This is a genomic window from Nonomuraea sp. LP-02, from assembly GCF_036289125.1.
GTDB classification, from domain to species: domain Bacteria; phylum Actinomycetota; class Actinomycetes; order Streptosporangiales; family Streptosporangiaceae; genus Nonomuraea; species Nonomuraea bangladeshensis.
In genome coordinates this window covers 8899238-8921705 of sequence record NZ_JAXCLK010000001.1, presented here as the reverse complement: position 1 = coordinate 8921705, position 22468 = coordinate 8899238, and the positions used below count along the sequence as shown (strand labels likewise).

Sequence of the window (22468 nt, the reverse complement as noted above, 5' to 3'; positions counted from 1 at the left end):
CCTCGCACGGACGCGAGGCCCGCTCCTCGTACGCCGAAAGGGTCGTACGCCAGCGGAAGTGGGTCAGGCGACCTCGATCGCCGGGGTCGGCGGGAAGAGGTCGTCGAACACCGCCGCCCGGTCGAAGCGCAGCGCGCGGGCACGGGCCCGCATCTCCATGTCGTGCCGCTCGGCGGCCGACAGGTCCAGCACCACCCGGTCGAGGGCCGCCACCAGGCTCGGGACGTCGCCGGGCCGGACGATGACGGCGGTGTCGCCGACCGCCTCCGGAGCGCCGCCCGTCGTGGTGGTGATGATCGGCCCGCCGCCGGCCAGCATCTTCTCGGCCAGGGCGATGCCGAAGGTCTCGACGAAGTCGGGCTCGGGCTTGGTGGGCAGCGCGTAGGCCGCGCACCCGTTCATGAGCAGCGCCTTCTCCCGGTCGTCCACGTCGTCGAGGAAGACCACCCGCTCGTCCGCCGCGGCCAGCGCCCTGACGTCCGCCAGCGCCGGGCCCGTGCCCGCGACGACCAGCTTCACCCGCGAGCGGCAGCGCGTCCGCGCGAAGGCCGTCACCAGCTCGTAGATGCCCTTGGCACGGGTCATCCGCGAAAGGAACAGCACGTACCCGTCGCGAGCCAGCCCTCGGCGGAGGAGCGCGGCGTCCACCTCCGCCTGGTCGAGACCGAGGAAGGCCGTGGAGTCGATCGGCGGATAGCTGACGGTCACCCGCCGCCGGCACTGCTCGGCGAAACCGGTGCCGCAATACGCGTCCACCTGCTCGGCCGAGGCGATGATCTCGTCCCTGGTGTAGTCGGAGACCGCGACGACCTCGTCGTTGGCGAGGAACGTGGTGAACAGCACGGTCGCCGCGCCGAACCGGCCCTCGCGCAGGCACGAGCGGATCACGTTGGTGACGTCGGAGCCGACCGCCTTGGCGACCGTGTGGACGTCGGGCGCGTAACCGGCCGCGCGGGCCGCCGCGACCGCGTCCACGACGACCGAGGTGTGCGGCGCGAGGTACATCGACAGGCAGACGGTCGGCACCGGCTCGGCCAGCAGCTCGACCAGCCGCCCGGTGAGCCCGGCCTGATGGCGTCCGTCGGGTACCCGGTAGTCGCCGACCGGCCCCGGCCGCTCCACGGTGATGCCGGGACTGTACGGCAGCAGCCGGTCCAGCGGCTTGAGCGGCAACCCTGCCGCCTGCAGCGCGGGGATCGGCCACGTCAGCAGCCGCACGTCGGTGAACCCGCGAGTCAGCGCCACCTCGGCGAGATTGCGCGCTTCGCCCGAGTGACCGCAGATGACCGGGTCGGCCCTGACCACGATGACAAGACGGCGATGTGGGGGGGTCATCGCGCCCTCCTATGTCGCGGGTGAATCGGAAAGAGACGGGGGCCGGAGCTCCCGGCCCCACGCCGACGGCTCCGGTCCGAGCCGGAGGTGGAGGACGCCGCCGCGGTGCACGGTGACGGCGTCCAGGTGCGTCGCGTGCAGGGGCTTGCCGTCGAGCGTCGCCGACTGCACGTACTGCGGGGGCGGGTGGCCCTCCGGACCGTCCACGCCGATCGGGGTCTCGCGGTGGCCACTGGTCTCGACGACGAACTCGCCGTCGCCGGTGCGGAGCACGGCCCGTTCGAAGGCGGGCGCGTTGACCAGGAACAGGCTCTGCCCGGCGACCGGGAACAGGCCCAGCGACGCCCACACGTACCAGGAGCTCAGGCCGCCGGAGTCGTCGTTGCCCGGCAGGCCGCCTGGCCCGGTGCCGAACTGCCAGGTCAGCGCCGCGTGCACCACCTCGGCCGTGCGGTCGGGGCGGCCCGCGTAGTGATAGGCCCAGGGCGCCTCCATGTCGGGCTCGTTGTTCAGGCCCTCGAACCGGTTGAGCGCGTAGCCCGCCGCCATCTCCGCGGGGTCCGGGCGCCGGCCCGGCTGCCGCACCGGCCGCGCTCCATAGCCGAAGAAGCGGTCGAGCTTGTCGATGAACGCCTTGTCGCCGCCGGTCAGGGCGATCCTGGCGGCCATGTCGTGCAGCAGGCGGAAGGAGTAGTTCCACTTGCCGCCCTCGTAGAACTCCGAGTCGCGCAGCAGGCCCGTGTAGGGGTCGAAGGCGTTGGTCCACTGGTGGCCGCGCTGCTCCAGCTCCTCGGCCAGCCGGCGGTCGTTGAGCGCGCGGGCGACCTTGGCGGTGCAGTGGTGGGCGTAGGCCAGGTCGAGGGTGTGGGTGATGGGGTGCACCACGCCGTGCTCGAAGAAGTCCTCGCCGTACATGCGGCGCAGGTCGCCGACCATGTGCACGAGCGCCCAGTTCCAGTCGAGCGCGGTGCGGCCGAGCGCGTGGGCGTCGGCCAGCGCCGTGTGGACGAGCGCGCTCGCCTGGCGGAAGAACCGGTCGGCGCCGCGGGCCATGCGGTAGCCGATCGGGAAGTTGCCCTCCTCCTCGCAGACCCGGATCAGGGACTCCAGCAGGTCGTTCGCCCGCTCGGGGACGATGGCGGACAGCAGCGGGAGCTGGGTCTTGTAGATGTCCCACATGGTGCACACGTCGAACGCGAACGGCCCGGGGGTCGGCCAGAACGGGCTCTCGTCGTCGCCGAAGCACGGCTTGATGAGCGCGTGGTAGAGCGCGGTGCCGAAGACCGTGCGGCGGGCGGGCGTGCCGCCCTCGACCTGGACGCGGCCGAGGTGGTCGCCCCAGCGGGCGCGGGTGCGCAGGCGTACCGTGTCGAAGGCGGAGCTCGACTGGCCGCACTCGCGTTCGAGGTTGGTGCGGGCCTGCTCGCAGCCGCGCAGCGAGAACCCGAGCCGCACCTCGACCGTCTGCCCCGCCCGCGCCGGGCCCATGAAGAGCATGCCGAACGGGCGCAGCGTGGTCTGCCGGATGCTGTCGAAGTCGAGGCGGGTGCCGCCGTGGATGAGGCGGCGGTCGTACCAGAGCAGCTGCCGCCAGCCGGGGCTGTCCACCTCCAGGTAGACCGACAGCGGGACGCCCTCCATCACCACCGTGCCCTGCGCCCGGCCTTGCCCCATGCTCTCGGCCTGCGCCCGGACCGGCACCGTACGGCCGAGGTCGATGCCGAGGCCGCCGCAGGACAGGTCGATCACGACGCGGGCGCTGGAGTGCTCGGGGAAGGTGTAGCGGTGCACGGCGACCTTGGTGCCCACGGTCAGCTCGCAGCGGATGCCGGTGTCGAGGGTGGCGGCGTAGTAGCCCGCTTCGGCCACCTCGTCGTGCAGGGGCCAGGCCTCGTTGAGGTCGTCCAGCGGCTGCACCATGGGGGTGACCCGGACGTAGTTGTAGTACTTGCGGATCGCGCCGGTGCCGGACTGCTGGAAGTGGGTGAACCCGGACGCCTGCAGCCGCTCGAACATCTCCTCGGGCACGCCCTCGGTGTTCTTGGCGTAGCGGCCGTAGCCGGTGGGGTAGGCGCCGGAGTAGGCGCAGGCGGAGACCATGCCGAGCGGCGAGGTCGCGCCCGGGTGCGTGTTGCCGACCTGGGGCTTCGGCCACCACCAAGTGGCGGCGAGACCGCGTGCGGGAGGCAGGTCGGTGGCCGCTGTACCGATGAAGGGGTCCATGTTCGCGAGGATGGCGGCAATGTACCCGTTCCCTGTGCCGCTTAAGGTTTCGTCGAGGTGAAATCCTTATAGTTGATCTCCATCGCACGGCCAGGGGAGCCCGCTTTGCCCTGCGTTGGGGCCGTTTTGGTTTGTTGTTGACACTCTGGGTAGCCGCAGGCGACATCAGTCGCACGAGGAGGCATCCATGAGCGAGTATCCGACGGGGACCGGGCGACCGGCCTCTCCACAGGAAGGAACGCTCCAACAGGGCAAGGACGCCGCCCGCGAGGTGGCAGGCACCGCCGTGGAACGGACGGCGCAGGTCGCGGACGAGGCCAGGCACCAGGCCCGCCGCGCCGTGAACGAGCTGCGGAACCGGGTGCGCGAGCAGTCCGATCACCAGAGCCAGCGCGCCGCCCAGAGCCTGCGGCAGTGGTCCGAGGACCTGTCGTCCCTGCAGGAGCACGCCAAGCCCGACTCCCCGGTCAACGGCGTCGTACGCCAGATCGCCGGCCAGGGCCACCGGGCCGCCGACTACCTGGACCGCAACGGCCTGGCCGGCATGGTCAACGACGTGCAGAGCTTCGCCCGCCGCCGCCCCGGCGCGTTCCTCGCGGGGGCGCTGGCCGCGGGCTTCCTGGTGGGCCGGATCATGAAGGCCGCGAACGAGAGCCCGGAGCCGACGTCCCGTCCCGAGGAGCGGTCCCCGCTGGCCTCCGCCGACACCGTGCCGAGCGCCCCCGCGCCCGTGTTCCCGCCGGAGCCGGTCGGAGACGCGTTCTCCGCCCGCGAGGAGACCAGGCCCGTGGTCCCGCCCGCGTACGAGGAGCCCGGACCGGCCGTGCCCGGGCCCGAGCAGCCGAGGCAGGTGCCGCCGCGCTCCACTCCCCCCACCTACGGCACCGGGAGTGACCTGCCATGACCGTGCAACCCGAGGAACCGACGATCGGCCAGTTGGTCGGCGAGATCGGCGAGGACATCTCCAAACTGTTCCGCCAGGAGGTGGCGCTGGCCAAGGCGGAGATCCGCCAGGAGGCCACCAAGGCGGGCAAGGCCGCCGGGCTGCTCGGCGGCGCCGGGTTCGCCGCCTCCATGACGGCGCTGCTGCTGACCCTGGCCGTCATGTTCGGCCTGGGCAACGTCATGGACCTGGGCTGGGCGGCGTTCATCGTCGCGGTGATCTGGGCCATCGCCGGCGGCGTGATGTACACGACCGGACGCAACCGGATGCGCGAGGTCGAACCCAAGCCCGAGCAGACCATCGAGACGCTCAAGGAGGACGCGCAATGGGCACGCGACCTGAGGAAATGAGAAGCGAGATCGCGGCCACGCGCGCCGAGCTCGCCGCCGACGTCGACCGGCTCGCCGACCGGACGAGCCCGTCCCGCATCGCGCGGCGGCGGACCGAGGGCGTACGGCGGGCGGCGCGCTCGTTCCGTGAGCGGGTCATGGGCACGCCGGCCCACGCCGCCGACCGGGTACGCGAGAGCGCGCACCACGGCGCGCACCAGGCCGCGCAGACGGTCAGGGAGGGCTCGCATCAGGCGGCCGACACCGTACGGCACGGCGCCCATCAGGCCGCCGAGGCGGTACGGACCGCGCCGGAGCAGGCGATGCGCGGCACGCAGGGCAACCCGCTGGCCGCCGGGCTGATCGCGTTCGGCGCGGGACTGCTGGCCGCCGCGCTCATCCCGCGTACGCAGGCCGAGGAGCAGGCCGTCGGGCAGCTCCGCGAGCAGGTCGGCGACGTGCTGGAGCCGGTCAGGGAGGCCGGGATGGAGAGCGTGCGCCAGCTCGGCCAGGAGGCCAAGGACGTGGCCGGCCAGGCCGCGCAGCAGGTGCGGGAGACCGCCGCCGAGGCGGCCGGCGACACCGCGCAGCACGCGCGCGAGCAGGCCCGCCAGGTCACCGACCACCACCGAGGCGGCTGAGCGCGTACCCCCGGCCCCACTGTCACGCGGGGCCGGGGGCGCCTTCCCTCAGGTGACGACGGGTGGGCTGCAAGCCGCGGGCAATCGGGACGCAAGACGCAGGCCATAGGGTCGGGCCGTGTACAGACGACTGGTTCTCGGCGGCGCCGCGCTCGCGGTGACCGCGACGATGACGCTCACCGCCGCCGGCCCCGCCTCCGCCACCACCGCCCCCGCCTCCGTCGCGCCCGCCGGAGTGGCGAACAAGCTGTTCCGCGCCTGGCTGGCCGCCGACCGCACGGCCGCCGCGAAGGTGGCCACCCCCGCCGCGGTCGCCACGATCTTCGGCTACCCCTACCGCGCGCCCGACCGCTTCGCCGGCTGCTCCGGCGCGGTGTGCCGGTTCACGCACACGAGCGTACGGGTGCCCGGCGGACTGGACGGCATCGCGATGGTGGTGACCGGCTCCAAGGTCACGAAGGTCTACCAGTCGCGGCACGTCACCAAGCCCTCCACGGTGGCCACGCGGCTCTTCGCCGCCTGGCGGCGAGGCGACCGCTACAGCGCGCTCGAGATCGCCTCCACGGGCGCGGTGAAGACGCTGTTCAAGGTCAAGTACGACCCGCGCGGCGTCGCCTACCACTTCCAGGGGTGCACGGCCGAGCCCAAGGGGTCCGCGTGCGCCTACTCGTACGAGGGCGGCGCGATGCTGATGCACGTGCGCGGCACGCGGTCCAGCGGCTACGAGGTGAGCTCGATCAGCTACCTCGCCGACTGATCGAGGTGTGAACGCCCCGGCCCGTGGTAGGCGAGAACCGGATCTCGACACGGGAGGCGACATGGCCGAGGGGCTTTTGACCGATGAGGACATCGACACCGCGCTCGTGGCCCTGGAGGGCTGGCGCCGCGAGGGCGACGCGCTGCTCAAGGACGTGCCGGTGACGCCGGACAGCCACGGCTGGCTGTCCGAGGCGGTGATGAACGAGGCCGCCGTGCTCGACCACCATCCGGAGATCGAGCACACCGCCGACGGCATCCGGTTCCGGCTGTCCACCCACAGCGCGGGCGGGGTGACGGCGCGGGACGTCGAGCTCGCCGCCCGCATCGACCACGTCCTCGACGGCGCGGCCCCCGATCGCGGCTGAGCGAGGGGGCCGCGCCGTCCGGCGGGCTGGTCAGCGGCTGATCGCCCGCTGGTAGAGCCGCGTGGCCAGCGGCACGAACACCGCCAGCAGCACCACCGACCAGAGCAGCGACGCCGCCACCGGATGCCGCAGCGGCCAGACGTCGGGCACCGGCATGGCGGCGCTGGTGTTGCCGAACAGCTCGCGCGCGCCCTGGATCAGCGTGGAGACCGGGTTCCACTCGGCGATCGGCTTGAGCGGCCCCGGCAGGCGGGCGCTGTCGACGAAGGCGTTGGACAGGAACACGATCGGGAACGAGACGATGGTGGCCACGTTGTTGAACGTCTCGGGCGTGCGCAGGGCCAGCGCGACCGTCGCGGTCACCCACGAGAACGCGTACGAGAACAGCAGCAGCATGAGGAAGCCGAGCGCGGCCTCCCCCGGCGAGCTGTGGATCCGCCAGCCGACCAGCAGCCCGACCAGCGCCATCGTGACGACGCTGGCCAGGTTCATGATCACGTCGCTGACGGTCTGGCCGATCAGCACCGCCGAGGGCGACATCGGCAGCGTGCGGAACCGGTCGAAGATGCCCTTCTGCAGGTCCTGGGTCAGCGTGTAGCCGGTGATCTGGGAGCTCATGACGATCGTCATGACGAAGATGCCGGGGAGCAGGTATTCGCCGTACGACATGCCGGGCAGGCTGATCATGCTGCCGAAGACGTAGGCGAACAGCAGCACGAACACGATGGGCAGCGTGATCACGCCGCCCAGCAGGTCGGGGGCGCGCCGGATCTTCAGCGCGTCGCGCCTGGCGATGGTGAGGCCGTCGGCGGCGGCGAGCCGGAGGGCGTTCATCGTACGGTCTCCTCGATCTTGCCGGCCCCCTGGCCGGTGAGGGTCAGGAACACGTCGTCCAGGGTCGGGCGGCGCAGGCCCGCGTCGCGGACGGTGATCCGCTGGGCGGCCAGCTGGCCGAGCGCCTCGGTCAGCGCGGCCGCGCCGCCGGTGACCGGGACGGTCATCCGGAGGGCGGCGGCGTCGACCTGGATGTCCTCGACGGCCAGCGGCGCCAGCGCCAGCGCGGCGGCCTCCAGGTCGGCCCGGCCGGTGACCGACAGCTCGACGCGGTCGCCGCCGATCTGGTCCTTCAGCTCGTCGGCGGTGCCGCGGGCGATCTCCCGTCCCTGGTCGACGACCGCGATCCGGTCGGCGAGCCGGTCGGCCTCCTCCATGTACTGGGTGGTGAGCAGCACCGTCGTGCCCTCCGCGACGAGCTCGGCGATGACGTCCCAGAGCCCCGCGCGGGCCCGGGGGTCGAGGCCGGTCGTGGGCTCGTCGAGGAACAGCACGGGCGGGTCGGCGACCAGCGCCCCGGCCAGGTCGAGCCGCCGCCGCATGCCGCCCGACCAGCCCCGCACCGGGCGGTCGGCGGCGCCGGTCAGGTCGAAGCGCTCCAGCAGCTCGCGGGCGCGCTCCCTGCTGCGCCGCGCGCCCAGGTGGTAGAGGCGGCCGACCATCTCCAGGTTCTCGGCGCCGGTGAGGTGGTCGTCGACGGCGGCGTACTGGCCGGAGGCGCCGATGCGGGCGCGCAGCCGGGTGGCGTCGCGTACGACGTCGAGCCCGGCCACCGTGGCGCGCCCGGCGTCCGGTCTCAATAAGGTGGTCAGGATGCGCACGGTCGTGGTCTTGCCCGCGCCGTTGGGGCCGAGCAGCCCGAACACCGTCCCCTCGGGCACGGCCAGGTCCAGGCCGTCGAGGGCGGTCACGTCGCCGTAGCTCTTGACCAGGCCGGTGGCCATGATCGCGTCGGTCATCGGAAGTCCTCCTTCTCAGGAACGCTGGATGACGATGTCGCCGTAGGCGGTGTGGGCGCGCACCTCGACGACGTTCCCGGCCGAGCCGGGGCCGTCGGCGGAGTCCAGGCGGACGTCCACGAGGCCGTGCTTGGAGCTGACGTCGAGCCAGGCGGCGCTGCCCTCGCGGATCCCGAGGTCGAGCCCGCCGCCGGTGGTCTCCAGGACGACCGCGCCGGAGACCACCTCGCCGATGTTCACGCCGCCGTGCGCGGTCTTGGCGACGACATCGGCCAGCGCGCGGTCGACGGTGACCTCGCCGTAGGCGGTGTTCAGGCGCAGCTCGCCGGTCACCTCGCCGATGCGTACGTCGCCGTGGGCGCTCTTGACGACCGCCGTGCCGTCGATCCGGCCGAGGCGGATGTCGCCGTTGGTCGTGGCGACCTCGACGTGCCCGGTGGCGTGCTCGACCGAGATGTCGCCGTGGGTGGTCTGGAGCCGCAGGCGGCCGGCCCGCTCGACGCGGATGTCGCCGTAGGAGGTGGCGAAGGTCACCTGGCCGAGCGGCCCGCGGCAGTGCAGGCCCGCCGCCGCCTTGGCGTCCACGCGGGAGCCCGCGGGCAGGTGGATCGCCACCTGCACCGCGCCCTGCCCGCGCAGCAGCGAACGCGCCCAGTCCGCCGGCGACTCGATGAGCCTGCCGAGTGACAGCCCCCAGCCGGGCGCCGAGCTGGGCGCGGCCGGATCGGCACGGACGAGGAGCCGGCCGGCGGCGTGGTCGATCTGGACGTCCCGCGCGGCCTGGACGTCGGTGTCGTCGGTCTCGTCGGCCGGACGGACCTCGACGGTCGTGTCCGCGCGGTCGCTCGCGGTGATCCGGACGACCGCGGTCGGCACGTCGATGAGAACGTGGATGGGCTCCGGCGTGTCGAAGGTCGGCATAGAGGTCGGCATAGAGCTCGGCATCACGGCTCCTCCGTGGTGGGTCGGGGTGGACATCAGCGCACCCAGCCGCTGAAGCGCCTGCCGGACTGCGGCTGCGGCGGGCGGCCCGGCCGGCGGCCCGGCTCGCCGGCGTCGAGCGCGCCGGCCACGGCCCGGACCAGCCAGGCGTTGACCGACAGCCCTTCGCGGCCGGCCGCCTCCTCGATGCGCGGCTTGAGGTGCTCGGGGACCCGGAGCGAGATCCGGGAGGTGCCGCCCTCGTCGGCGTCGGGCGGCGCCGGCGTCACGAGCGGCCGGGCGGGAACGTCGTCCTCCTCGTACGTGACGCCACCGCTGCCGGGCGGTGGCGTCACGACGAAGTCGGGGTCGCGCCCGCGCAGGCGCACCTCGACCGCGCCGGGCGCGAGGTCGCGGGTGATCTCGTCCGCGGCGGCGGACAACGCTTCGAGCAGCGCGAGCCTGGCGGCCGGTTCGAGCGCGGCGGAGAGGCGCTCGGCCAGCGCGCGCGTCTCCTCGCCGCCCGCCCCTGCGGCGACGGCCAGCTCACGGCGGAGTTGGTCGACATACGGAGCTAGGTCCATGACGCCACTATGACACCATTATGGCGTCACAACAACCCGTCCTGGCGGCACCTGGTGACGTCACTCGTCATGAGGGCATGCTTCAGCGGCCTCACCGTCAGTGAGGCCGTCACGGATCGGGGTTACTGCTCCCCCGCGCGGCGGGCCGGAACGGGCGGCGGGCCGGCGGTGCCGTCCGTGAAGCGGCCGGGGCGGAAGGGGGCGAGCAGCGCCGACTCCTCGCCGTACAGCTCGCCGGCGACCTCCCGCCCGAGCAGCGGGGCGAGGGTGACGCCGCTGTGGGTGGCCACGGTGTACACGCGCCGCGCCGCGTCGGCGAATCCCGCCACCGTCAGGCCGTCGCCGGGGAGGGCGCGCTGCCCCACCACCGCCCGCTCGGCCGTGGCCCCCTCGGTGGCACGCAGCGCGGCCGGCAGCCTGGCCAGGAACGTGTCCCGGACGTCGGCCGGCACCGGCTCGGCCGGATCGGCCCGGCCGTCCAGACCCAGGGCCTGGAGCAGGAGCCGGCCGGCGCCGTCGGGGCGCAGGTTCAGCCCGGAGGTGGTGACCATCCGGGACAGGCGGGCCGGCACCGGCGACGTGGTGACCAGGAAGCCGTTGGTGAGGCGGCCGGACCTGGCCGGGTCCAGCATGGGCACGTACGCGCCGGCCAGCGCCGCCATTCCCTGCGTCCAGCGCCCGGCGCAGGTCACGACGGCGTCGCCGTCGAACGAGCGCCCGCCGGTCACGGTCACCTTCACCCCGGACGCCGACGCCTCGATCGCCGTGACCTCGGCGCCGCACTCGACCGCCGCCCCGCCGTCGCGGGCCTCGCCCAGCAGCCGTCCGATGAGCCGCATCGGGTGGACGTGCGCCTCGGCGGGGAAGAACGCGTACTCGGCACCGGGCGGCCGTACCAGGTCGGGCTCCAGGTCGGCGGCCCGCTCCGCGGTCACCCGTTCCACCAGGTAACCGAGTGACGCCAGCCGCGCCACCCGCGCCTCCAGCAGCTCCTTGTGCTCGTCGGTCGTCGCGCGTTCGAGGTGGCCGGTGGGGAAGAACCACGGGCCCGGCAGCTCGTGATGCGCCAGGACCCCGGCGTGGTTGAGGCGGAAGTACTCCTCAAGCCGCTTGTTGTTGGCGTTGACCCAGGCCATGGAGGTGGCCGAGGTGCCCGATCCCGGGGTGCGCGCCTCCAGGACGGTGACCCGCGCGCCGCGCCGGGTCAGCCCCGCCGCGACCGCCGATCCCACGACCCCCGCGCCGATGACGACGACTCGCACGCCGGCCCCTCCTCCCGCACGCGCCCAGGCTCCCTCGCCGGCAGGGCCGGTCGCTCAGACCGTGCCCTCGTCAGCATGGCACGTACCCGTACGGTTGCCCATCCCGGGGGAGCCGGGGGCGGTGAGCTCGGCCAGGACGGCGTGGACGTCCGCGACCATCGCGGCGCGGGAGGGGCCGTCGCGGAAGCCCTCGACGGGTGTGACGATCAGGTGGTGGGCCTCCTCGGCGAGCGGCGAGGAGCGCAGGTCGGTCAGGACGCAGACGGTGGCGCCGCGCTCCCTGCCCAGCCGGGTCAGGCCGCGCAGCCCGCGGGCCGGGCGCCAGAGGTGGAGCACGACCAGGCAGTCGCCCGCCTGCAACTGGGACACCTGGACGGCCTGGGCGGTGGTCGAGCCGAGAGCCAGCCGGACGTCGTGCCCCAGGGTGAGCCCGCGGCGGCCGAGGACGCGCGCCGGCCCGGAGCCGCCGCCGCAGCCGATGACGACGGTACGCCGGGCCGCCCCGATCGCCTGGGCGGTCGCGCGGATGGCGCCACGACGGCCGGGGTCGGCGGGATCCGTCAGCACGGCGGGTTCGGCCGGTCCCGTCTCGATCGACACTGTGCCTTCTTCTCCGTTTTGCAGAAATGCGGGGTGGAACGCCGGGATCACCCAGCGTTTGGGGCATTCTGCCAGTTCGCACCCCGCCGCACCCCCGAGATCGTGAAGACGGGCCGGGAGCCAGGCCGAGCAGGCGGGCGGCGTGGTGCTTGAGGATCTTGGGACGTACCTCGGGTTTGATGTCGAGCCTGGCGAAGTCGGCGAGCCGGCGGTCGGGACTGATCACCGGATAGTCGGAGCCGAACAGCGCCCGCCGAGGGGAATGCAGTGGTTCATGCCGCGTCCAGGATGCGCTCCCATCCCTCCGGGCTGAGCGCGTACGCGGCGACGCTGCCCGTGGCGAAGCGCCGCCAGGCGCGCGGGCGGGCGAGCACCAGCCCGGACACGCCGGCCAGCAGCAGCGCGGCGCGCGCGTCGGGACCAGGGGACAGCTCCTCCGCGCTGCCCGCGTAGCCGCCGCGGCGCAGCAGCGCGGCGGCGAGCTCGCCGAGCACGGCCCGCCGCCGCCCGGTGTGCTCGGCCGCGCCCAGCACCGCGAGCAGCAGTTGATGGGTGGCCACCCCCGCCCTGCCCGCCGGCTGCGGGGACGGGGTCCGGCCACGGGCGAGCTCCAGCAGCGGCGTCAGCAGATCGACCCCGGACAGCAGGGCGTTGACCGGCTCGACCAGCCGTGGGTTCACGTCGATGACCACGGGGCCGTCGGCGGTCAGGATGACGTCGGCCGACAGCGCGCCGTGCCAGCGGAGGCCGCCGCCGAGCCGCCGTAACTGCGCTTCGGCCTCGGGCAGGCGCAGGCCGAGCTTGCGGCTCGCGCCGCCGCGCGAGCCCTCGCCGGTGCGGCGGCAGGCGTGGAAGGCGACCAGCTCCCCGGAGGCGAAGACCGCCTGCGTCATCACCAGCGGCCCGCGCGCCTCCTGCTGGATCAGCCGCCGCTCCCCTTCGGGCCAGGTGAGATCCGCCAGGCTCGCGGGCCCGGCCAGGCGGATCACCCCGCTGGAGGCCGTGCCGACCGGCCGCTTGAGATAGGCGGGGAACGCCTGCCACGCGGCGGCCTGCGCCGCGCCGGACACCACGGCCGACGGCGGCTGCGGCACCCCCACCGCCTCCAGCGTGGCGTAGGCCGTCACCTTGTCCTGCACCGCGGCGAGCGCCGGGAACGGCGGCGCCGCCGTGGACACGCCTCGCGCGCGCAGCCGCCCGGCCGCCGCGGACAGCACGCTCACCTGCTCCTGCGTGGGCAGCAGCACGTCGAAGCCGCCCTCGTCGTAGATCGCGAGGGCCGACTCCAGCCAGGCGAACGGGTCGTCGCCGAAGGCGGGCACCCGGTGCACGCGCCGGACGTGCCGGGTGAAGGCGCACACGCACCAGGGGTCGGGGGACAGCGCCTCCACCTGGTGGCCGGCGCGCGACAGCACGGTGGCGCACTGCCGCGAGGTCAGTCCCGACCCGTCCGACAACAGGATCCGCATGACGCCTCCCGTTTGTTTATGGCGTAAGCGTACGTCATATACTTACGGTATGGGACGCCCCGCGCAGATCAATCGCTCCGCCGTCGTGGCCGCCGCGATGGCCGTGGCCGACGAGCACGGCCTCGCCGGGCTCACCATGCCGGCCGTCGCCGCCCGCCTCGGCGTCACGACCATGGCGCTCTACCGGCACGTCGCGAGCAAGGACGACCTGCTCGACGCGCTCGTGGAGGCACTGCTCCCCCCGCTGCCCCCGGAGAACGCGTCCTGGAGGGAGCGGCTGGGCGCGATGGCCACCGCGATCCGCGACACCGCGGCCCGCCATCCGGCGGTCTTCCCGCTGCTGCTCCAGCGCCCGGCGGCGACCGAGCGGTCCCGTGAGATCCGCGACGGCGTCGTGGCCGCGCTACGGCAGGCCGGGCTCGCGCCCGACCGGGCCGCCCGCGCCGAGCGGCTGATCAGCACCGCCGTCCTGGGCTACGCCGCCGGCGAGGCCGCCGGCCGCTTCGACCATCACGACCGGCATGTACGCGACGAGGACTTCGCCTGCCTGCTCGCCGCCATCGGCGCACTCGTCGAGACCGGCGGGCCGATCGCCGGCACGCTCACCCGGACCGGCGAGCCAGCGGCCGGCACGCTCACCGAAGGCGGCGGGCCAGCCTCCGGCGCACTCGCGGAGACCGGCGAGCCGACCTCCGGCACGCTCAGCGAAGGCGGCGGGCCAGTCTCCGGCCCAGCCGCTGGCCGGGCAGTTCCAGGAAGCGGTGGCTGAGCCAGCTCAGCGGCAGCAGCAGGGCGAGCACGAGCACGCCGACGCCGAGCTGCGCGGCCATCGGCGCCCACCGCATCTCCCCCAGCACCGCCATGAGGACCAGCAGCAGCGGCAGGTGCACCAGGTAGAGCGAGTAGCTGACGACGCCGAGCCTGGTCAGCACGGTGGGCAGCCGCCGGCCGCGCAGCGCCATGGCCGCGCCGAAGGTGGCGGCGGCCAGCACGACGGTCAGGATCCACACCGGCGGCCGCACCCACCACCAGCCCGCGCTGAGCGCCCACACCGGCGTCGCGGCCACCAGCGCCGCCGCGACGCCGACCGGCCACAGCCGGCCCTGGCCTCGTTCCCACCGGTGGATGGCGGTGCCGGCGAACATCACCGACACGATCGCCGCCCCGAACCACGGCACCCGGCTGCTGAGCAGCAGCAGCGCCAGCGCCATGACCCCCAACGCCACGCTCGCACCGCGCACCGCCCGCCCGGCGAGCACGCAGCCCAGCCCGGCCGCGAACACGGCCAGCGACACCCACGACAGCCACGCCCCCGACAGCGGCGCCGCCGCCCACGCCAGGCCGGTCACCGCCGCCGCCACGGCCGGCAGCACCGGCAGCACGCCCCGCCCGTCGCGTACGCCGAGCACGAACAGCGCCGCCGCGAGCAGGTAGAACACCATCTCGTACGAGAGCGTCCACATGGTGTTGAGCACCCCGGCCGACCCGACGGCGTCGAGCAGCATCGTCGCGTGCGCGGCCACCGCCGAGGCGTCGCGCGGCACCTCGGCGCGTACCGCGATCCAGGGCGAGAGCGCCAGCGTCAGCACGATCACCGCCAGGTAGAGCGGGTAGAGCCGGAAGACGCGGCCGATCCAGAACACCCGCACGTCGCCGTGCCGCTCCAGCGAGTGCGGGATGATGTAGCCGCTGACCAGGAAGAACACCAGCACGCCGTAGATGCCGAGATTGATCGCGGTGGGCCGCAGCCAGGGGATGGCCCACGTCGTCAGGTGCTCCCCCACCACCGCCAGGGCGCCGAGGCCGCGCAGCGCGTCCAGCCAGTCGAGCCGGGTCGTCTCCGTGCGGGCGGCGGTGGAAGCGGGGGCGGCGACCATGAACTCCAACGTATCGGAACATCCTGGAAGCCCGCCCCGGCACTAACCGGAAGCACAACGTCCGGAACAGGGCCTAGGGTCGGGGCTCATGGACGAGTTTCGCGAGCGGGACCTCTCCGCGGCGCGCTTCGAGCGCGTGAACCTCCAGGACGCCACCTTCGACCGGGTGGACCTGGTCAACGCCCGGATGCGCGGGATCGACCTCACCGGTGCCGACGTCCGCGCCGCCCTGTTCCGGCGGACCCGCCTGCGCGGCGTCGAGCTGATCGACGTCGAGATCGACGGCGAGCTGAGCAACGTCGTCGTGAACGGCGTCGACATCGCCCCGCTGGTCGAGGCCGAGCTCGACCGGCGCATGCCGGAGCGGGCGAAGATGCGTCCCGAGGATCCCGCCGGGTTCCGCGAGGCGTGGGCGATCCTGGAGCGGCTGTGGGAGGGCACCGTCGCGCGGGCCCGTACGTTCCCGGAGGCCGAGCTGCACCGCGGCGTCGATGACGAGTGGTCGTTCATCCAGACCCTGCGGCACCTGAACTTCGCCTCCGCCGCCTGGGCGGGCCGGATGGTGCTCGGCGACCCCTCGCCCTGGCATCCGCTCGACCTGCCCTGGGACGAGGCGCCCCGGTGGGACGGCATCCCGTGCGAGCGCGACCTGCGCCCCTCGCTCGACGAGGTGCTCGCCGTCCGCCGCGAACGGCAGGCGATGGTGCGCGGCGTCCTGGACACGCTCACCGACGAGCGGCTGGCCGCCGAGGTGACCCGCACCGAGCCCGGCTGGCCGCGACTCGAACGTTTCCCCGTCAAGGAATGCCTCCACATCATCCTCCACGAGGAGTGGGAGCACCGGCTCTACGCCGAACGCGATCTGAAAGCACTCAAGGAAGAAGACTGACCGTGGACATTCTGCTCATCGGCGGCCTCTGGCTCGACGCCTCCGCCTGGGACGACGTCGTGCCCGAGCTCGCCGCGCTCGGCCACCGCCCGGTGCCGGTCGCCCTGCCCGGCCAGGGCGACGGCTCCGGCTCGGCCACGCTCGGCGACCAGGTGGCGGCCGTGCTCGCCGCCCTGGACGCGGCGTCCGGCGAGGTCATGGTGGTGGGGCACTCGGCCGCGTGCAGCCTGGCGTGGCTGGCCGTGGACGCGCGGCCGGAGCGGGTCGCCAAGGTGGCCCTGGTCGGCGGTTTCCCGGCCGCCGACGGGGCCGCGTACGCGGACTTCTTCGAGGTGACGGACGGCGTCATGCCCTTCCCGGGGTGGGGACCGTTCGAGGGGGCCGACTCGGCCGACCTCGACGAGGAGGCCAGGCGGGCCTTCGCCGCCGCCGCGATCCCCGTGCCCGAGGGGGTCGTCAGGGGCGTGGTACGGCTGACCGACGGGCGCCGTCACGACGTGCCGGTCGTCGTCGTGTGCCCCGAGTTCGGGCCGGCCGAGGCGAAGGCGTGGATCGACGCCGGGGACGTGCCCGAGCTGGCGCGGGCCCGGCACGTCACGTTCGCCGACCTCGACTCCGGGCACTGGCCCATGCTGACCCGGCCGCGCGAGCTCGCCCGCGTCATCGCCGCGGAGGCGGGCGAGGGCTGAGCCGTCAAGCGGGTGGACGGGCGGCGACGACGAGGGCCTCGGCGGCGGGGTGCCAGGGGCGGCCGGGCGGGCCGCTGAGCACGAGCCTCCTGGTGACCCGCTGGTCGAGCGGCACCAGGACGAGCCGCGCGTCCAGCATCGCCGCGGTGAGGCCGGGCACCACGGTCACGCCGACGCCGTTGCGGACCATGGCGAGCAGCGTGCCCATCTCCCTGATCCGGTGCGCGGGCGCGAACGGCGTCCGCCCCTGACGGAAGACCTCCCTGACATGCGACTCGCAGCCGCCACGGGACAGCAGGAAGGGATCGTCCTCCAGGTCCGTGACGCTGATCGACGCCTCCCCCGCGAGCGGGTGGTCGCGGCGGAGCAGGGCGTGGAAGGCGTCCGCGCCGACGACCACCCCGGCGCCCGGCGGCGGGTCGACGAGCACGGCGAGCTCGACGGCGGAGCCCGCGAGCCAGCCGGCGACCTCGTCGTCGTCGCCCTCGAACACGGTGACCTCGACCTCGGGGAAGTCGGCCTTCCACCGGTTGAGCAGCCCGGGAAGGAGCCCCTGGCACACGGACGGCGGGGCGCCCAGCCTGACGGCCCCGCGCGGCACGCCGTCGCGCAGGGCCACGAGGTCGTCGATGGCGACGGCCGCCGCGACCGCGGCCCGCGCGTGCGCGAGGATCCGCTCGCCGAACGCCGTGGGCCGCGGCCGGCTCTGACGTAGCAGCACCGGAGCATTGAGCGCGCGTTCCAGCGCGGTGACGGCGTGCGAGACGGCCGACTGGCTCACCCCGAGGGCGTCGGCCGCGGCGCTGAAGCCGCCTTCGTCGAGCACCGCCACGAACGCCCGCAGCTGGGCCAGATGCACCGTCATGAGCTTCCTTCATAGGGTCGGCGAGCCGGCTTGTTGGACTCATGCTCCTCTCCTCAGCAGGATGCCGTCCATGCATGAGGAAAGGGGAGGCGCCATGCGGTGGATGCCGGCGTTCGTGACGTTGTCCGCCATCTGGGGGGCGAGCTTCGCGCTGATCAAGGTCGCGGTCGACGCGGGGGTCGGGCCGCTGTGGGTGGCGTTCTGGCGCTGCTTCTTCGGCGCGCTCGCCCTGCTCGCGGTGTGCGCGCTGCGGCGGGAGCCGCTGCCCCGCGATCGAGCCGTCTGGGGGCACGCGCTGGTCGTGGCCGCGCTGCTCAACGCGGTGCCGTTCGCCCTACTCGCTTATGGCGAGACGCTGGTCAGCTCGGTGCTCGCCGGCGTGTGGAACGCGACGACGCCGCTGACCACGCTGGTGTTCGTGCTGCTCATGGTGCCGCAGGAGCGGCCGACCGCCCGCCGCCTGCTCGGGCTGCTCGTCGGCTTCGCCGGGGCGCTCGTGGTGCTCGCCGGCGGGCCGGGCGCGGGCGGCGGCCCGGCGATCGGGAGCCTCGCCTGCCTGGCGGCCACGGCCTGCTATGGAGCCGGGTTCGCCTACACCCGCAGGTTCTACTCGGGGCGCGAGGGCTCCGCCGCCGCGCTGTCGGCCGTGCAGATCGTCTGCGCGACCGCCGAGCTGGCCGTCGTCACCCCGTTCGCCGGCGGCGGGCCGTCCTGGCCCGGACTGCCCGCCGCGGCGGCGCTCGTGCTGCTCGGCGCGGTCGGCACCGGGCTGGCGTACATTCTCAACCTGCGGGTGATCCGCTCGGCGGGGTCCACGATCGCCTCCACCGTGACGTACGTGACGCCCGTGTGGTCGACGTTGCTCGGCACGCTGCTGCTGGCCGAGCCGCTGGGCTGGAACACCGTCGCGGGCGGCGTCCTCGTGGTCGCCGGGGTCCTCCTCTCGCGTACGGGCGGCGCGGCGGCGCGGCTCACGACGCCCCGGTGATCGCCTGGTCGGCGCCGAGCGTCTTCTTCCTGGTCTCCAGGAACGTACGCAGCGTCGCCGCCTCCTCCCCGACCTTGGCGGTGTCGGCCCGGTCGTTGAGGTTGTAGGCCGCGACCAGCTTGTCCAGCAGGCCGGAGGCGGCGTCGCCGGCCAGCAGCTTGGCGTAGAGGGCGCGGTACTGCTCCTCGTAGAGCTTCTTGAAGCCGGCGTCGGCGAGGAACTTCTCCTTCAGCGGGTGCCCACCCATGCGCCCCATGCCGCCGCGACCGCCGCCCATGCCGATCGTGTCGTGCACGCCGCTCGTGGCGTCGCCGTTGAAGGCGAGGTTGAGGTCCCAGGTGACGACCGTGAACTTCTTGGCGGCGAGGTCGTACCACAGGTAGTAGTTGCGGCCGGGGCCGGCCATGTCGTCGAAGTTGACCATGAGGTTCTGCAGGGCCACATAACGGGCGAACGACTCCACGTCCAGGCGCTCGGCGAGGCCGGCGGCGAACTCCTCGGCGGACGACTCGTTCACCCACTTCACGAAGTCGATGACCGGCTGCAGATCCCTGACGCCGACCTTGTCGACCTGCTTGAAGTCGGTGCCGTACGCGGTCTGGTCCTCGCCCTTGTAGGTGAAGGAGCTGGAGGCCAGCGACTTGTACAGGACGCCGTCGCCCAGGCCCTCGGCGTAGCCCTCGTCCAGGTACTCGACCAGCAGGCGGGGCGTCGAGGCGCGGCCGTTGACGGTGAACGAGCCGTAGGCAGAGCGCTGGGTGGGCTCGCCGGCCGCGCCGACGACCGCGATGCCGAGCGCCTCGTTCAGCATCGCCGACGAGCCCGACAGGGCCGGGCGCACAGCGAGCTGGCTGTGGCCCTGGTAACGGCGGCCCTCCACGAACTCGTCGAAGCTGATCAGCCACGGCAGGCTCTCCGGCTCCTCGGCCTTGAGCGAGGCCCGCATCATGCCACCGCCGCCGGGCGGCCGTCCGTTGCCCCGCTGCTGCCCGTCCCCGTTGCCCGGCGGCTGGAAGCCCTCGGGCGGTTGAAAGCCCTCGGGTGGCTGGAAGCCCTCGGGTGGCTGGAAGCCGTTCGGCGGGCCGTCGCCGGCCTGGCGGGGGCCGCCGCCCGGCATGACCCGCCGCTTGCTCTGCCCCTTCCAGGTCAGCCCCTGCAACGTGGAGTTGCCCTTGAGCCGGACGCCGACGCTGGGGATCCGGGTGCCGTCGATGACCAGGTCGGCCTCGACGTACTTCTTCTCCCCGTCCTTGAAGTACTCGGTCAGCATGTCCTCGTACGCCTCGTCCGTGAACGTGAGCCGCACGTCGTGCGGCACCGAGGCGTCGAACAGGTCCTTGGCGCCGGTCAGGTTCGTGGTGACGGCTCCGGCCTCGGCGGCCCGGGCGGTGGTGACGTACGGGCGGATGGTCCCGCTGCCGAACACGCCCCAACAGACGGCCAGGAACGCCGCGCACAACGCGACCAGCTTCCAGTTCTGCCGCAGCCTGACCGGGACGCGGTGTTTGAGCTGTGCCATGGCCGGGCCCTACAGATCGGTCTGGTCGTACCCGGTCAGGACCGTGACCGCCTGGCCGTGGTTGCGGGCGCGCAGGCCGGAGATGACGTCCGCGGGCTCGCTGCCCTTCTTGATCTTGACGGTGTACATCAGTTCGAGCAGCGCGCCGCCCCGGATCGACTCCATGCTGACCAGCTCGAACTCGTCGGTGTGCCGGACGAGCACGTCCTGGATCGCCGCGGTGTAGTCGTCGTCCGACGGCACCTGCACCTTGACGACCTGGCGCCGTACGTTGAGCGCGAACCAGTTGAACCGGTGCATGACCACGACGATCAGCGAGATCGCGACGGCGGCGACCACGGCCAGCAGGTAGAAGCGGGTGCCGACGGCCATGCCGACGCCCATCACCAGGAAGATGAACCCGACGTCGCGGGTCTCCTTGATGGCGTTGCGGAACCGCACCACCGACAGGGCGCCGACCAGGGCGAAGGCGCGGGCGATGTTGGAGCCGACGACCAGCATGATCAGCGAGATGAGCATGCCCAGGACGACCAGCGTCTGGACGTAGGACTGGCTGTAGGACACGTTGCGGTGCGTGGCCCGGTAGACCCAGCCGATCATCGCGCTCAGCACGAACGACAGCGCCATCGCGATCGCGATGTCGGCCACGCTGAACGTGCCGGACAGGTCCTGGAAGGAGAAGTCCATGGGGGTCATGCCTCCAAGGGGACGGCCGGCCGGGAGCGGCCGGCGTCGAGGTCGGTGTCGAGGTCGAGGTCATGGTCGGGAACGTGGAACACCGAGCGCGGCGCCAGCCCGTACGCCTCGACGCTCTGGCAGTACTTGGAGACCCGCACCACCTGCAGGTTCCGCTTCGCGGTGAGGTCGGTCAGCCAGTACGGCACCCGCTCGTCGGCCTTGACCTCCATGATCACCTTGCGGGCGGGGACGATGAGCCGGTCGTCGGCGTCCGCGCCGAGGTGGAAGTCCCGGTCCCGGCCGCGGATCCGCTGGTCGAACGTCACCCGCAGGCCCACGTCGGCGTCGCGGCCCAGGTAGGCGTGCCTGGTGTAGCCGGTCGTCGCGACGGCTCGCAGGTCGAGGCGCAGGACCAGGTCCAGCACCTCCTCCAGGAAGGGCCGCTGGGCGGGCTCGTGCTCGACGAGCGTCCGCCCGTCGCAGAGGAGCAGCGCGTCCCGGTACGGCAGGCGTACCCGCCGCTTCTGGGTGACCCGGTTGACCCGCTGCTTGATCTCGACGTACACCGGCGTGTCCTCGTCCACGGAGAACCGGTCGCCGTAGTGGCGCACCCGCAGCTTCCTGCGGAACTTCAGCCCCTCGATCTTCTCCCAGTAGAAGCGGAGCTGCCGGGTGTCGTAGTAGACGCTCCAGACGCCGTAGCCCCGGTCGCCGCTGTGGCGGTCCCGGTCGAGCCGCCGCTCGATCTCCTCGCGGAGCGCGGCCGCCTCCACAGCGTCCACGAGATACTTGATCTCGTAGCGGTTGAACGCGTGCAGCATGGCCCTCCTTTCGTCCGCACACATCCGACAGCACGAAGCTGGGAGAAGTGTGTGAACCGGGCCTGACGTCCAGGTGAACGGGAGGCGGCCCGCGCTAGCCCCAGAGGTCCAGCGTCAGCGCCCGGTGGTCGGACACCTCGGGCGCGGCCACGATCTCGAACCGCGTGACCGCCTCGGGCTCGGACACCAGCAGGTAGCTCGCGTGCCGTACCGGCTTGGGGTAGCGGGAGGTCCGGGTGTCGGCGTCCCGCACCAGGTCGACCAGGTCCAGCCCGCCGAGCACGCGGAACGTCTCGCTGCCGGGCAGGACGTTGAAGTCGCCGCACACCACGGTCAGATCGCCCTTCTCGCGCGCCCCGGCGACGAGGTCCGCGAGGCGTTCGGCCTGCGCGCGACGCGCGGGGGTGTCGGCCTTGCCGCTCGCGTCCCGCAGGCCGTGGAAGTTGACGACGGTGACGAAGCGCCCGGCCCGCCGGTCGAACACGCGCACCGCCAGCGCGACGCGCGGCCGGCCGTCGCTGGGCCACCGGTCGCCGTGGTCGGCGTACTCGCCGTGCGCGAAGCCGGAGCGCGTGCCGACCACGGGGAAGGCCGGGGCGATGAAGGTCGCGAGCCCGAAGTCCTGCTGGTGGACGCGGTGCTCGTGGTCCTGGACGGGCCCGGAGTCACATGCGCTGAACAGGGCGTGGTGGCGGGGCAGGCGGGCGCGTACGTCACCCAGGAGGTCGGCCCGCTGCGGCAGCGAACGCTCGTCGTCGTCGAACCGGGTCCACCCGTCCGCGGTCGGGGTGTGGGTGACCTCCTGGAGGCACAGGACGTCGGCGTCGCAGCCGCCGAGCCAGGGGGCGAGCTCGTCGAACATCGCCCCGCCCCAGGTGTTCAGTGAAGTGATGCGCACGGCCCCACACCCTAGGGCAC

The 22468-nt window shown here is 73.3% G+C and carries 24 protein-coding genes and 1 pseudogene; 9 read left to right on the top strand and 16 right to left on the bottom strand.

The window, feature by feature from the left end; genetic code table 11:
• Positions 1-63: 63 nt before the first annotated feature.
• Positions 64-1335 carry a glycosyltransferase gene (locus SMD20_RS41525; protein WP_329591762.1) on the bottom strand — a complete coding sequence of 424 codons (1272 nt, stop codon included), beginning with the start codon at positions 1333-1335 and terminating at the stop codon, positions 64-66.
• A 9-nt stretch (positions 1336-1344) separates the two neighbouring features.
• Entirely contained in the window at positions 1345-3558 is a 2214-nt protein-coding gene (locus SMD20_RS41520; protein ID WP_329591760.1) for a GH92 family glycosyl hydrolase, read from the bottom strand.
• A gap of 187 nt (positions 3559-3745) precedes the next feature.
• Here SMD20_RS41520 and SMD20_RS41515 point away from each other — a divergent pair, with 187 nt between their 5' ends.
• From SMD20_RS41515 to SMD20_RS41495, 5 genes are all read left to right on the top strand, one after another.
• A complete protein-coding gene (locus tag SMD20_RS41515) occupies positions 3746-4462 on the top strand; it encodes a hypothetical protein (RefSeq protein ID WP_329591758.1) in 717 nt (238 codons plus the stop codon).
• On the top strand, positions 4459-4851 hold the full coding sequence (locus tag SMD20_RS41510; RefSeq protein WP_329591756.1) for a phage holin family protein: 393 nt from the start codon (positions 4459-4461) through the stop codon (positions 4849-4851). Before SMD20_RS41515 ends, SMD20_RS41510 begins: the two co-directional genes overlap by 4 nt.
• Positions 4848-5471, top strand: a complete 624-nt coding sequence (locus SMD20_RS41505) for a DUF3618 domain-containing protein (RefSeq protein ID WP_329591754.1) — start codon at positions 4848-4850, stop codon at positions 5469-5471. The genes SMD20_RS41510 and SMD20_RS41505 overlap by 4 nt, the downstream gene beginning before the upstream one ends.
• A 118-nt stretch (positions 5472-5589) precedes the next feature.
• Positions 5590-6228: a hypothetical protein gene (locus SMD20_RS41500; RefSeq protein ID WP_329591753.1), complete on the top strand. Its 639-nt coding sequence runs from the start codon at positions 5590-5592 to the stop codon at positions 6226-6228.
• Positions 6229-6289: 61 nt separating this feature from the next.
• A complete protein-coding gene (locus SMD20_RS41495; protein WP_329591752.1) occupies positions 6290-6595 on the top strand; it encodes a 4a-hydroxytetrahydrobiopterin dehydratase in 306 nt (101 codons plus the stop codon).
• A gap of 30 nt (positions 6596-6625) precedes the next feature.
• Here SMD20_RS41495 and SMD20_RS41490 read toward each other — a convergent pair whose 3' ends face one another.
• The 8 genes and pseudogenes from SMD20_RS41490 to SMD20_RS41455 all read right to left on the bottom strand — a co-directional run bounded on the left by SMD20_RS41490 (position 6626) and on the right by SMD20_RS41455 (position 13224).
• Positions 6626-7429 (bottom strand): ABC transporter permease, encoded by an 804-nt coding sequence (locus tag SMD20_RS41490; protein WP_329591750.1) that lies wholly within the window; start codon positions 7427-7429, stop codon positions 6626-6628.
• On the bottom strand, positions 7426-8388 hold the full coding sequence (locus SMD20_RS41485; protein ID WP_329591748.1) for an ATP-binding cassette domain-containing protein: 963 nt from the start codon (positions 8386-8388) through the stop codon (positions 7426-7428). Before SMD20_RS41485 ends, SMD20_RS41490 begins: the two co-directional genes overlap by 4 nt.
• A gap of 15 nt (positions 8389-8403) precedes the next feature.
• A complete protein-coding gene (locus SMD20_RS41480) occupies positions 8404-9309 on the bottom strand; it encodes a DUF4097 family beta strand repeat-containing protein (RefSeq protein WP_329591747.1) in 906 nt (301 codons plus the stop codon).
• A 56-nt stretch (positions 9310-9365) separates the two neighbouring features.
• Complete coding sequence (locus SMD20_RS41475; protein ID WP_329591745.1) at positions 9366-9893, bottom strand: hypothetical protein; 528 nt, start codon at positions 9891-9893, stop codon at positions 9366-9368.
• Positions 9894-10015: 122 nt separating this feature from the next.
• The gene (locus SMD20_RS41470) at positions 10016-11155 is read right to left on the bottom strand and encodes an NAD(P)/FAD-dependent oxidoreductase (protein ID WP_329591743.1); all 1140 of its coding nucleotides are present in this window, start codon (positions 11153-11155) and stop codon (positions 10016-10018) included.
• Between the two features lie 54 nt (positions 11156-11209).
• On the bottom strand, positions 11210-11755 hold the full coding sequence (locus SMD20_RS41465; RefSeq protein WP_329591741.1) for a MurR/RpiR family transcriptional regulator: 546 nt from the start codon (positions 11753-11755) through the stop codon (positions 11210-11212).
• Positions 11756-11888: 133 nt separating this feature from the next.
• Positions 11889-12023, bottom strand: a pseudogene (locus SMD20_RS41460) (amidohydrolase family protein); the annotation flags it as partial.
• Between the two features lie 4 nt (positions 12024-12027).
• Positions 12028-13224, bottom strand: a complete 1197-nt coding sequence (locus tag SMD20_RS41455) for a hypothetical protein (RefSeq protein ID WP_329591739.1) — start codon at positions 13222-13224, stop codon at positions 12028-12030.
• 49 nt (positions 13225-13273) lie between these two features.
• On the opposite strand from SMD20_RS41455, the gene SMD20_RS41450 reads away from it, so the two are divergent.
• Positions 13274-13993: a TetR/AcrR family transcriptional regulator gene (locus tag SMD20_RS41450; protein ID WP_329591737.1), complete on the top strand. Its 720-nt coding sequence runs from the start codon at positions 13274-13276 to the stop codon at positions 13991-13993.
• Here SMD20_RS41450 and SMD20_RS41445 read toward each other — a convergent pair.
• A complete protein-coding gene (locus SMD20_RS41445; RefSeq protein ID WP_329591735.1) occupies positions 13926-15101 on the bottom strand; it encodes an acyltransferase family protein in 1176 nt (391 codons plus the stop codon). The genes SMD20_RS41450 and SMD20_RS41445 overlap by 68 nt on opposite strands.
• A gap of 88 nt (positions 15102-15189) precedes the next feature.
• Between SMD20_RS41445 and SMD20_RS41440 the strand changes: the two genes are divergently transcribed.
• On the top strand, positions 15190-15990 hold the full coding sequence (locus SMD20_RS41440) for a DinB family protein (protein ID WP_329591733.1): 801 nt from the start codon (positions 15190-15192) through the stop codon (positions 15988-15990).
• Positions 15991-15992: 2 nt separating this feature from the next.
• Positions 15993-16679 (top strand): alpha/beta fold hydrolase, encoded by a 687-nt coding sequence (locus tag SMD20_RS41435; protein WP_329591731.1) that lies wholly within the window; start codon positions 15993-15995, stop codon positions 16677-16679.
• A 4-nt stretch (positions 16680-16683) separates the two neighbouring features.
• Here SMD20_RS41435 and SMD20_RS41430 read toward each other — a convergent pair whose 3' ends face one another.
• Positions 16684-17544 carry a LysR family transcriptional regulator gene (locus SMD20_RS41430; RefSeq protein WP_329591729.1) on the bottom strand — a complete coding sequence of 287 codons (861 nt, stop codon included), beginning with the start codon at positions 17542-17544 and terminating at the stop codon, positions 16684-16686.
• A gap of 94 nt (positions 17545-17638) precedes the next feature.
• Between SMD20_RS41430 and SMD20_RS41425 the strand changes: the two genes are divergently transcribed.
• The gene (locus SMD20_RS41425; protein WP_329591727.1) at positions 17639-18532 is read left to right on the top strand and encodes a DMT family transporter; all 894 of its coding nucleotides are present in this window, start codon (positions 17639-17641) and stop codon (positions 18530-18532) included.
• On the opposite strand, the gene SMD20_RS41420 is transcribed toward SMD20_RS41425, so the two are convergent.
• The 4 genes from SMD20_RS41420 to SMD20_RS41405 all read right to left on the bottom strand — a co-directional run bounded on the left by SMD20_RS41420 (position 18516) and on the right by SMD20_RS41405 (position 22448).
• Positions 18516-20051 carry a CotH kinase family protein gene (locus tag SMD20_RS41420; RefSeq protein WP_329591725.1) on the bottom strand — a complete coding sequence of 512 codons (1536 nt, stop codon included), beginning with the start codon at positions 20049-20051 and terminating at the stop codon, positions 18516-18518. The two genes, SMD20_RS41425 and SMD20_RS41420, sit on opposite strands and share 17 nt — an antisense overlap.
• 9 nt (positions 20052-20060) lie before the next feature.
• Complete coding sequence (locus SMD20_RS41415; RefSeq protein ID WP_329591724.1) at positions 20061-20747, bottom strand: DUF4956 domain-containing protein; 687 nt, start codon at positions 20745-20747, stop codon at positions 20061-20063.
• Complete coding sequence (locus tag SMD20_RS41410; protein WP_329591722.1) at positions 20744-21550, bottom strand: polyphosphate polymerase domain-containing protein; 807 nt, start codon at positions 21548-21550, stop codon at positions 20744-20746. The genes SMD20_RS41415 and SMD20_RS41410 overlap by 4 nt, the downstream gene beginning before the upstream one ends.
• A gap of 94 nt (positions 21551-21644) precedes the next feature.
• Positions 21645-22448: an endonuclease/exonuclease/phosphatase family protein gene (locus SMD20_RS41405; protein ID WP_329591720.1), complete on the bottom strand. Its 804-nt coding sequence runs from the start codon at positions 22446-22448 to the stop codon at positions 21645-21647.
• Positions 22449-22468 lie beyond the last annotated feature (20 nt).

What these genes read in the sequence shown, in the direction of transcription:
- SMD20_RS41525 (WP_329591762.1), bottom strand. Translation starts at nt 1,335, where the DNA reads ATGACCCCCCCACATCGCCGTCTTGTCATCGTGGTCAGGGCCGACCCG.
- SMD20_RS41520 (WP_329591760.1), bottom strand. Translation starts at nt 3,558, where the DNA reads ATGGACCCCTTCATCGGTACAGCGGCCACCGACCTGCCTCCCGCACGC.
- SMD20_RS41515 (WP_329591758.1), top strand. Translation starts at nt 3,746, where the DNA reads ATGAGCGAGTATCCGACGGGGACCGGGCGACCGGCCTCTCCACAGGAA.
- SMD20_RS41510 (WP_329591756.1), top strand. Translation starts at nt 4,459, where the DNA reads ATGACCGTGCAACCCGAGGAACCGACGATCGGCCAGTTGGTCGGCGAG.
- SMD20_RS41505 (WP_329591754.1), top strand. Translation starts at nt 4,848, where the DNA reads ATGAGAAGCGAGATCGCGGCCACGCGCGCCGAGCTCGCCGCCGACGTC.
- SMD20_RS41495 (WP_329591752.1), top strand. Translation starts at nt 6,290, where the DNA reads ATGGCCGAGGGGCTTTTGACCGATGAGGACATCGACACCGCGCTCGTG.
- SMD20_RS41490 (WP_329591750.1), bottom strand. Translation starts at nt 7,429, where the DNA reads ATGAACGCCCTCCGGCTCGCCGCCGCCGACGGCCTCACCATCGCCAGG.
- SMD20_RS41485 (WP_329591748.1), bottom strand. Translation starts at nt 8,388, where the DNA reads ATGACCGACGCGATCATGGCCACCGGCCTGGTCAAGAGCTACGGCGAC.
- SMD20_RS41480 (WP_329591747.1), bottom strand. Translation starts at nt 9,309, where the DNA reads ATGCCGACCTTCGACACGCCGGAGCCCATCCACGTTCTCATCGACGTG.
- SMD20_RS41475 (WP_329591745.1), bottom strand. Translation starts at nt 9,893, where the DNA reads ATGGACCTAGCTCCGTATGTCGACCAACTCCGCCGTGAGCTGGCCGTC.
- SMD20_RS41455 (WP_329591739.1), bottom strand. Translation starts at nt 13,224, where the DNA reads ATGCGGATCCTGTTGTCGGACGGGTCGGGACTGACCTCGCGGCAGTGC.
- SMD20_RS41450 (WP_329591737.1), top strand. Translation starts at nt 13,274, where the DNA reads ATGGGACGCCCCGCGCAGATCAATCGCTCCGCCGTCGTGGCCGCCGCG.
- SMD20_RS41445 (WP_329591735.1), bottom strand. Translation starts at nt 15,101, where the DNA reads ATGGTCGCCGCCCCCGCTTCCACCGCCGCCCGCACGGAGACGACCCGG.
- SMD20_RS41440 (WP_329591733.1), top strand. Translation starts at nt 15,190, where the DNA reads ATGGACGAGTTTCGCGAGCGGGACCTCTCCGCGGCGCGCTTCGAGCGC.
- SMD20_RS41430 (WP_329591729.1), bottom strand. Translation starts at nt 17,544, where the DNA reads ATGACGGTGCATCTGGCCCAGCTGCGGGCGTTCGTGGCGGTGCTCGAC.
- SMD20_RS41425 (WP_329591727.1), top strand. Translation starts at nt 17,639, where the DNA reads ATGCGGTGGATGCCGGCGTTCGTGACGTTGTCCGCCATCTGGGGGGCG.
- SMD20_RS41420 (WP_329591725.1), bottom strand. Translation starts at nt 20,051, where the DNA reads ATGGCACAGCTCAAACACCGCGTCCCGGTCAGGCTGCGGCAGAACTGG.
- SMD20_RS41415 (WP_329591724.1), bottom strand. Translation starts at nt 20,747, where the DNA reads ATGACCCCCATGGACTTCTCCTTCCAGGACCTGTCCGGCACGTTCAGC.
- SMD20_RS41410 (WP_329591722.1), bottom strand. Translation starts at nt 21,550, where the DNA reads ATGCTGCACGCGTTCAACCGCTACGAGATCAAGTATCTCGTGGACGCT.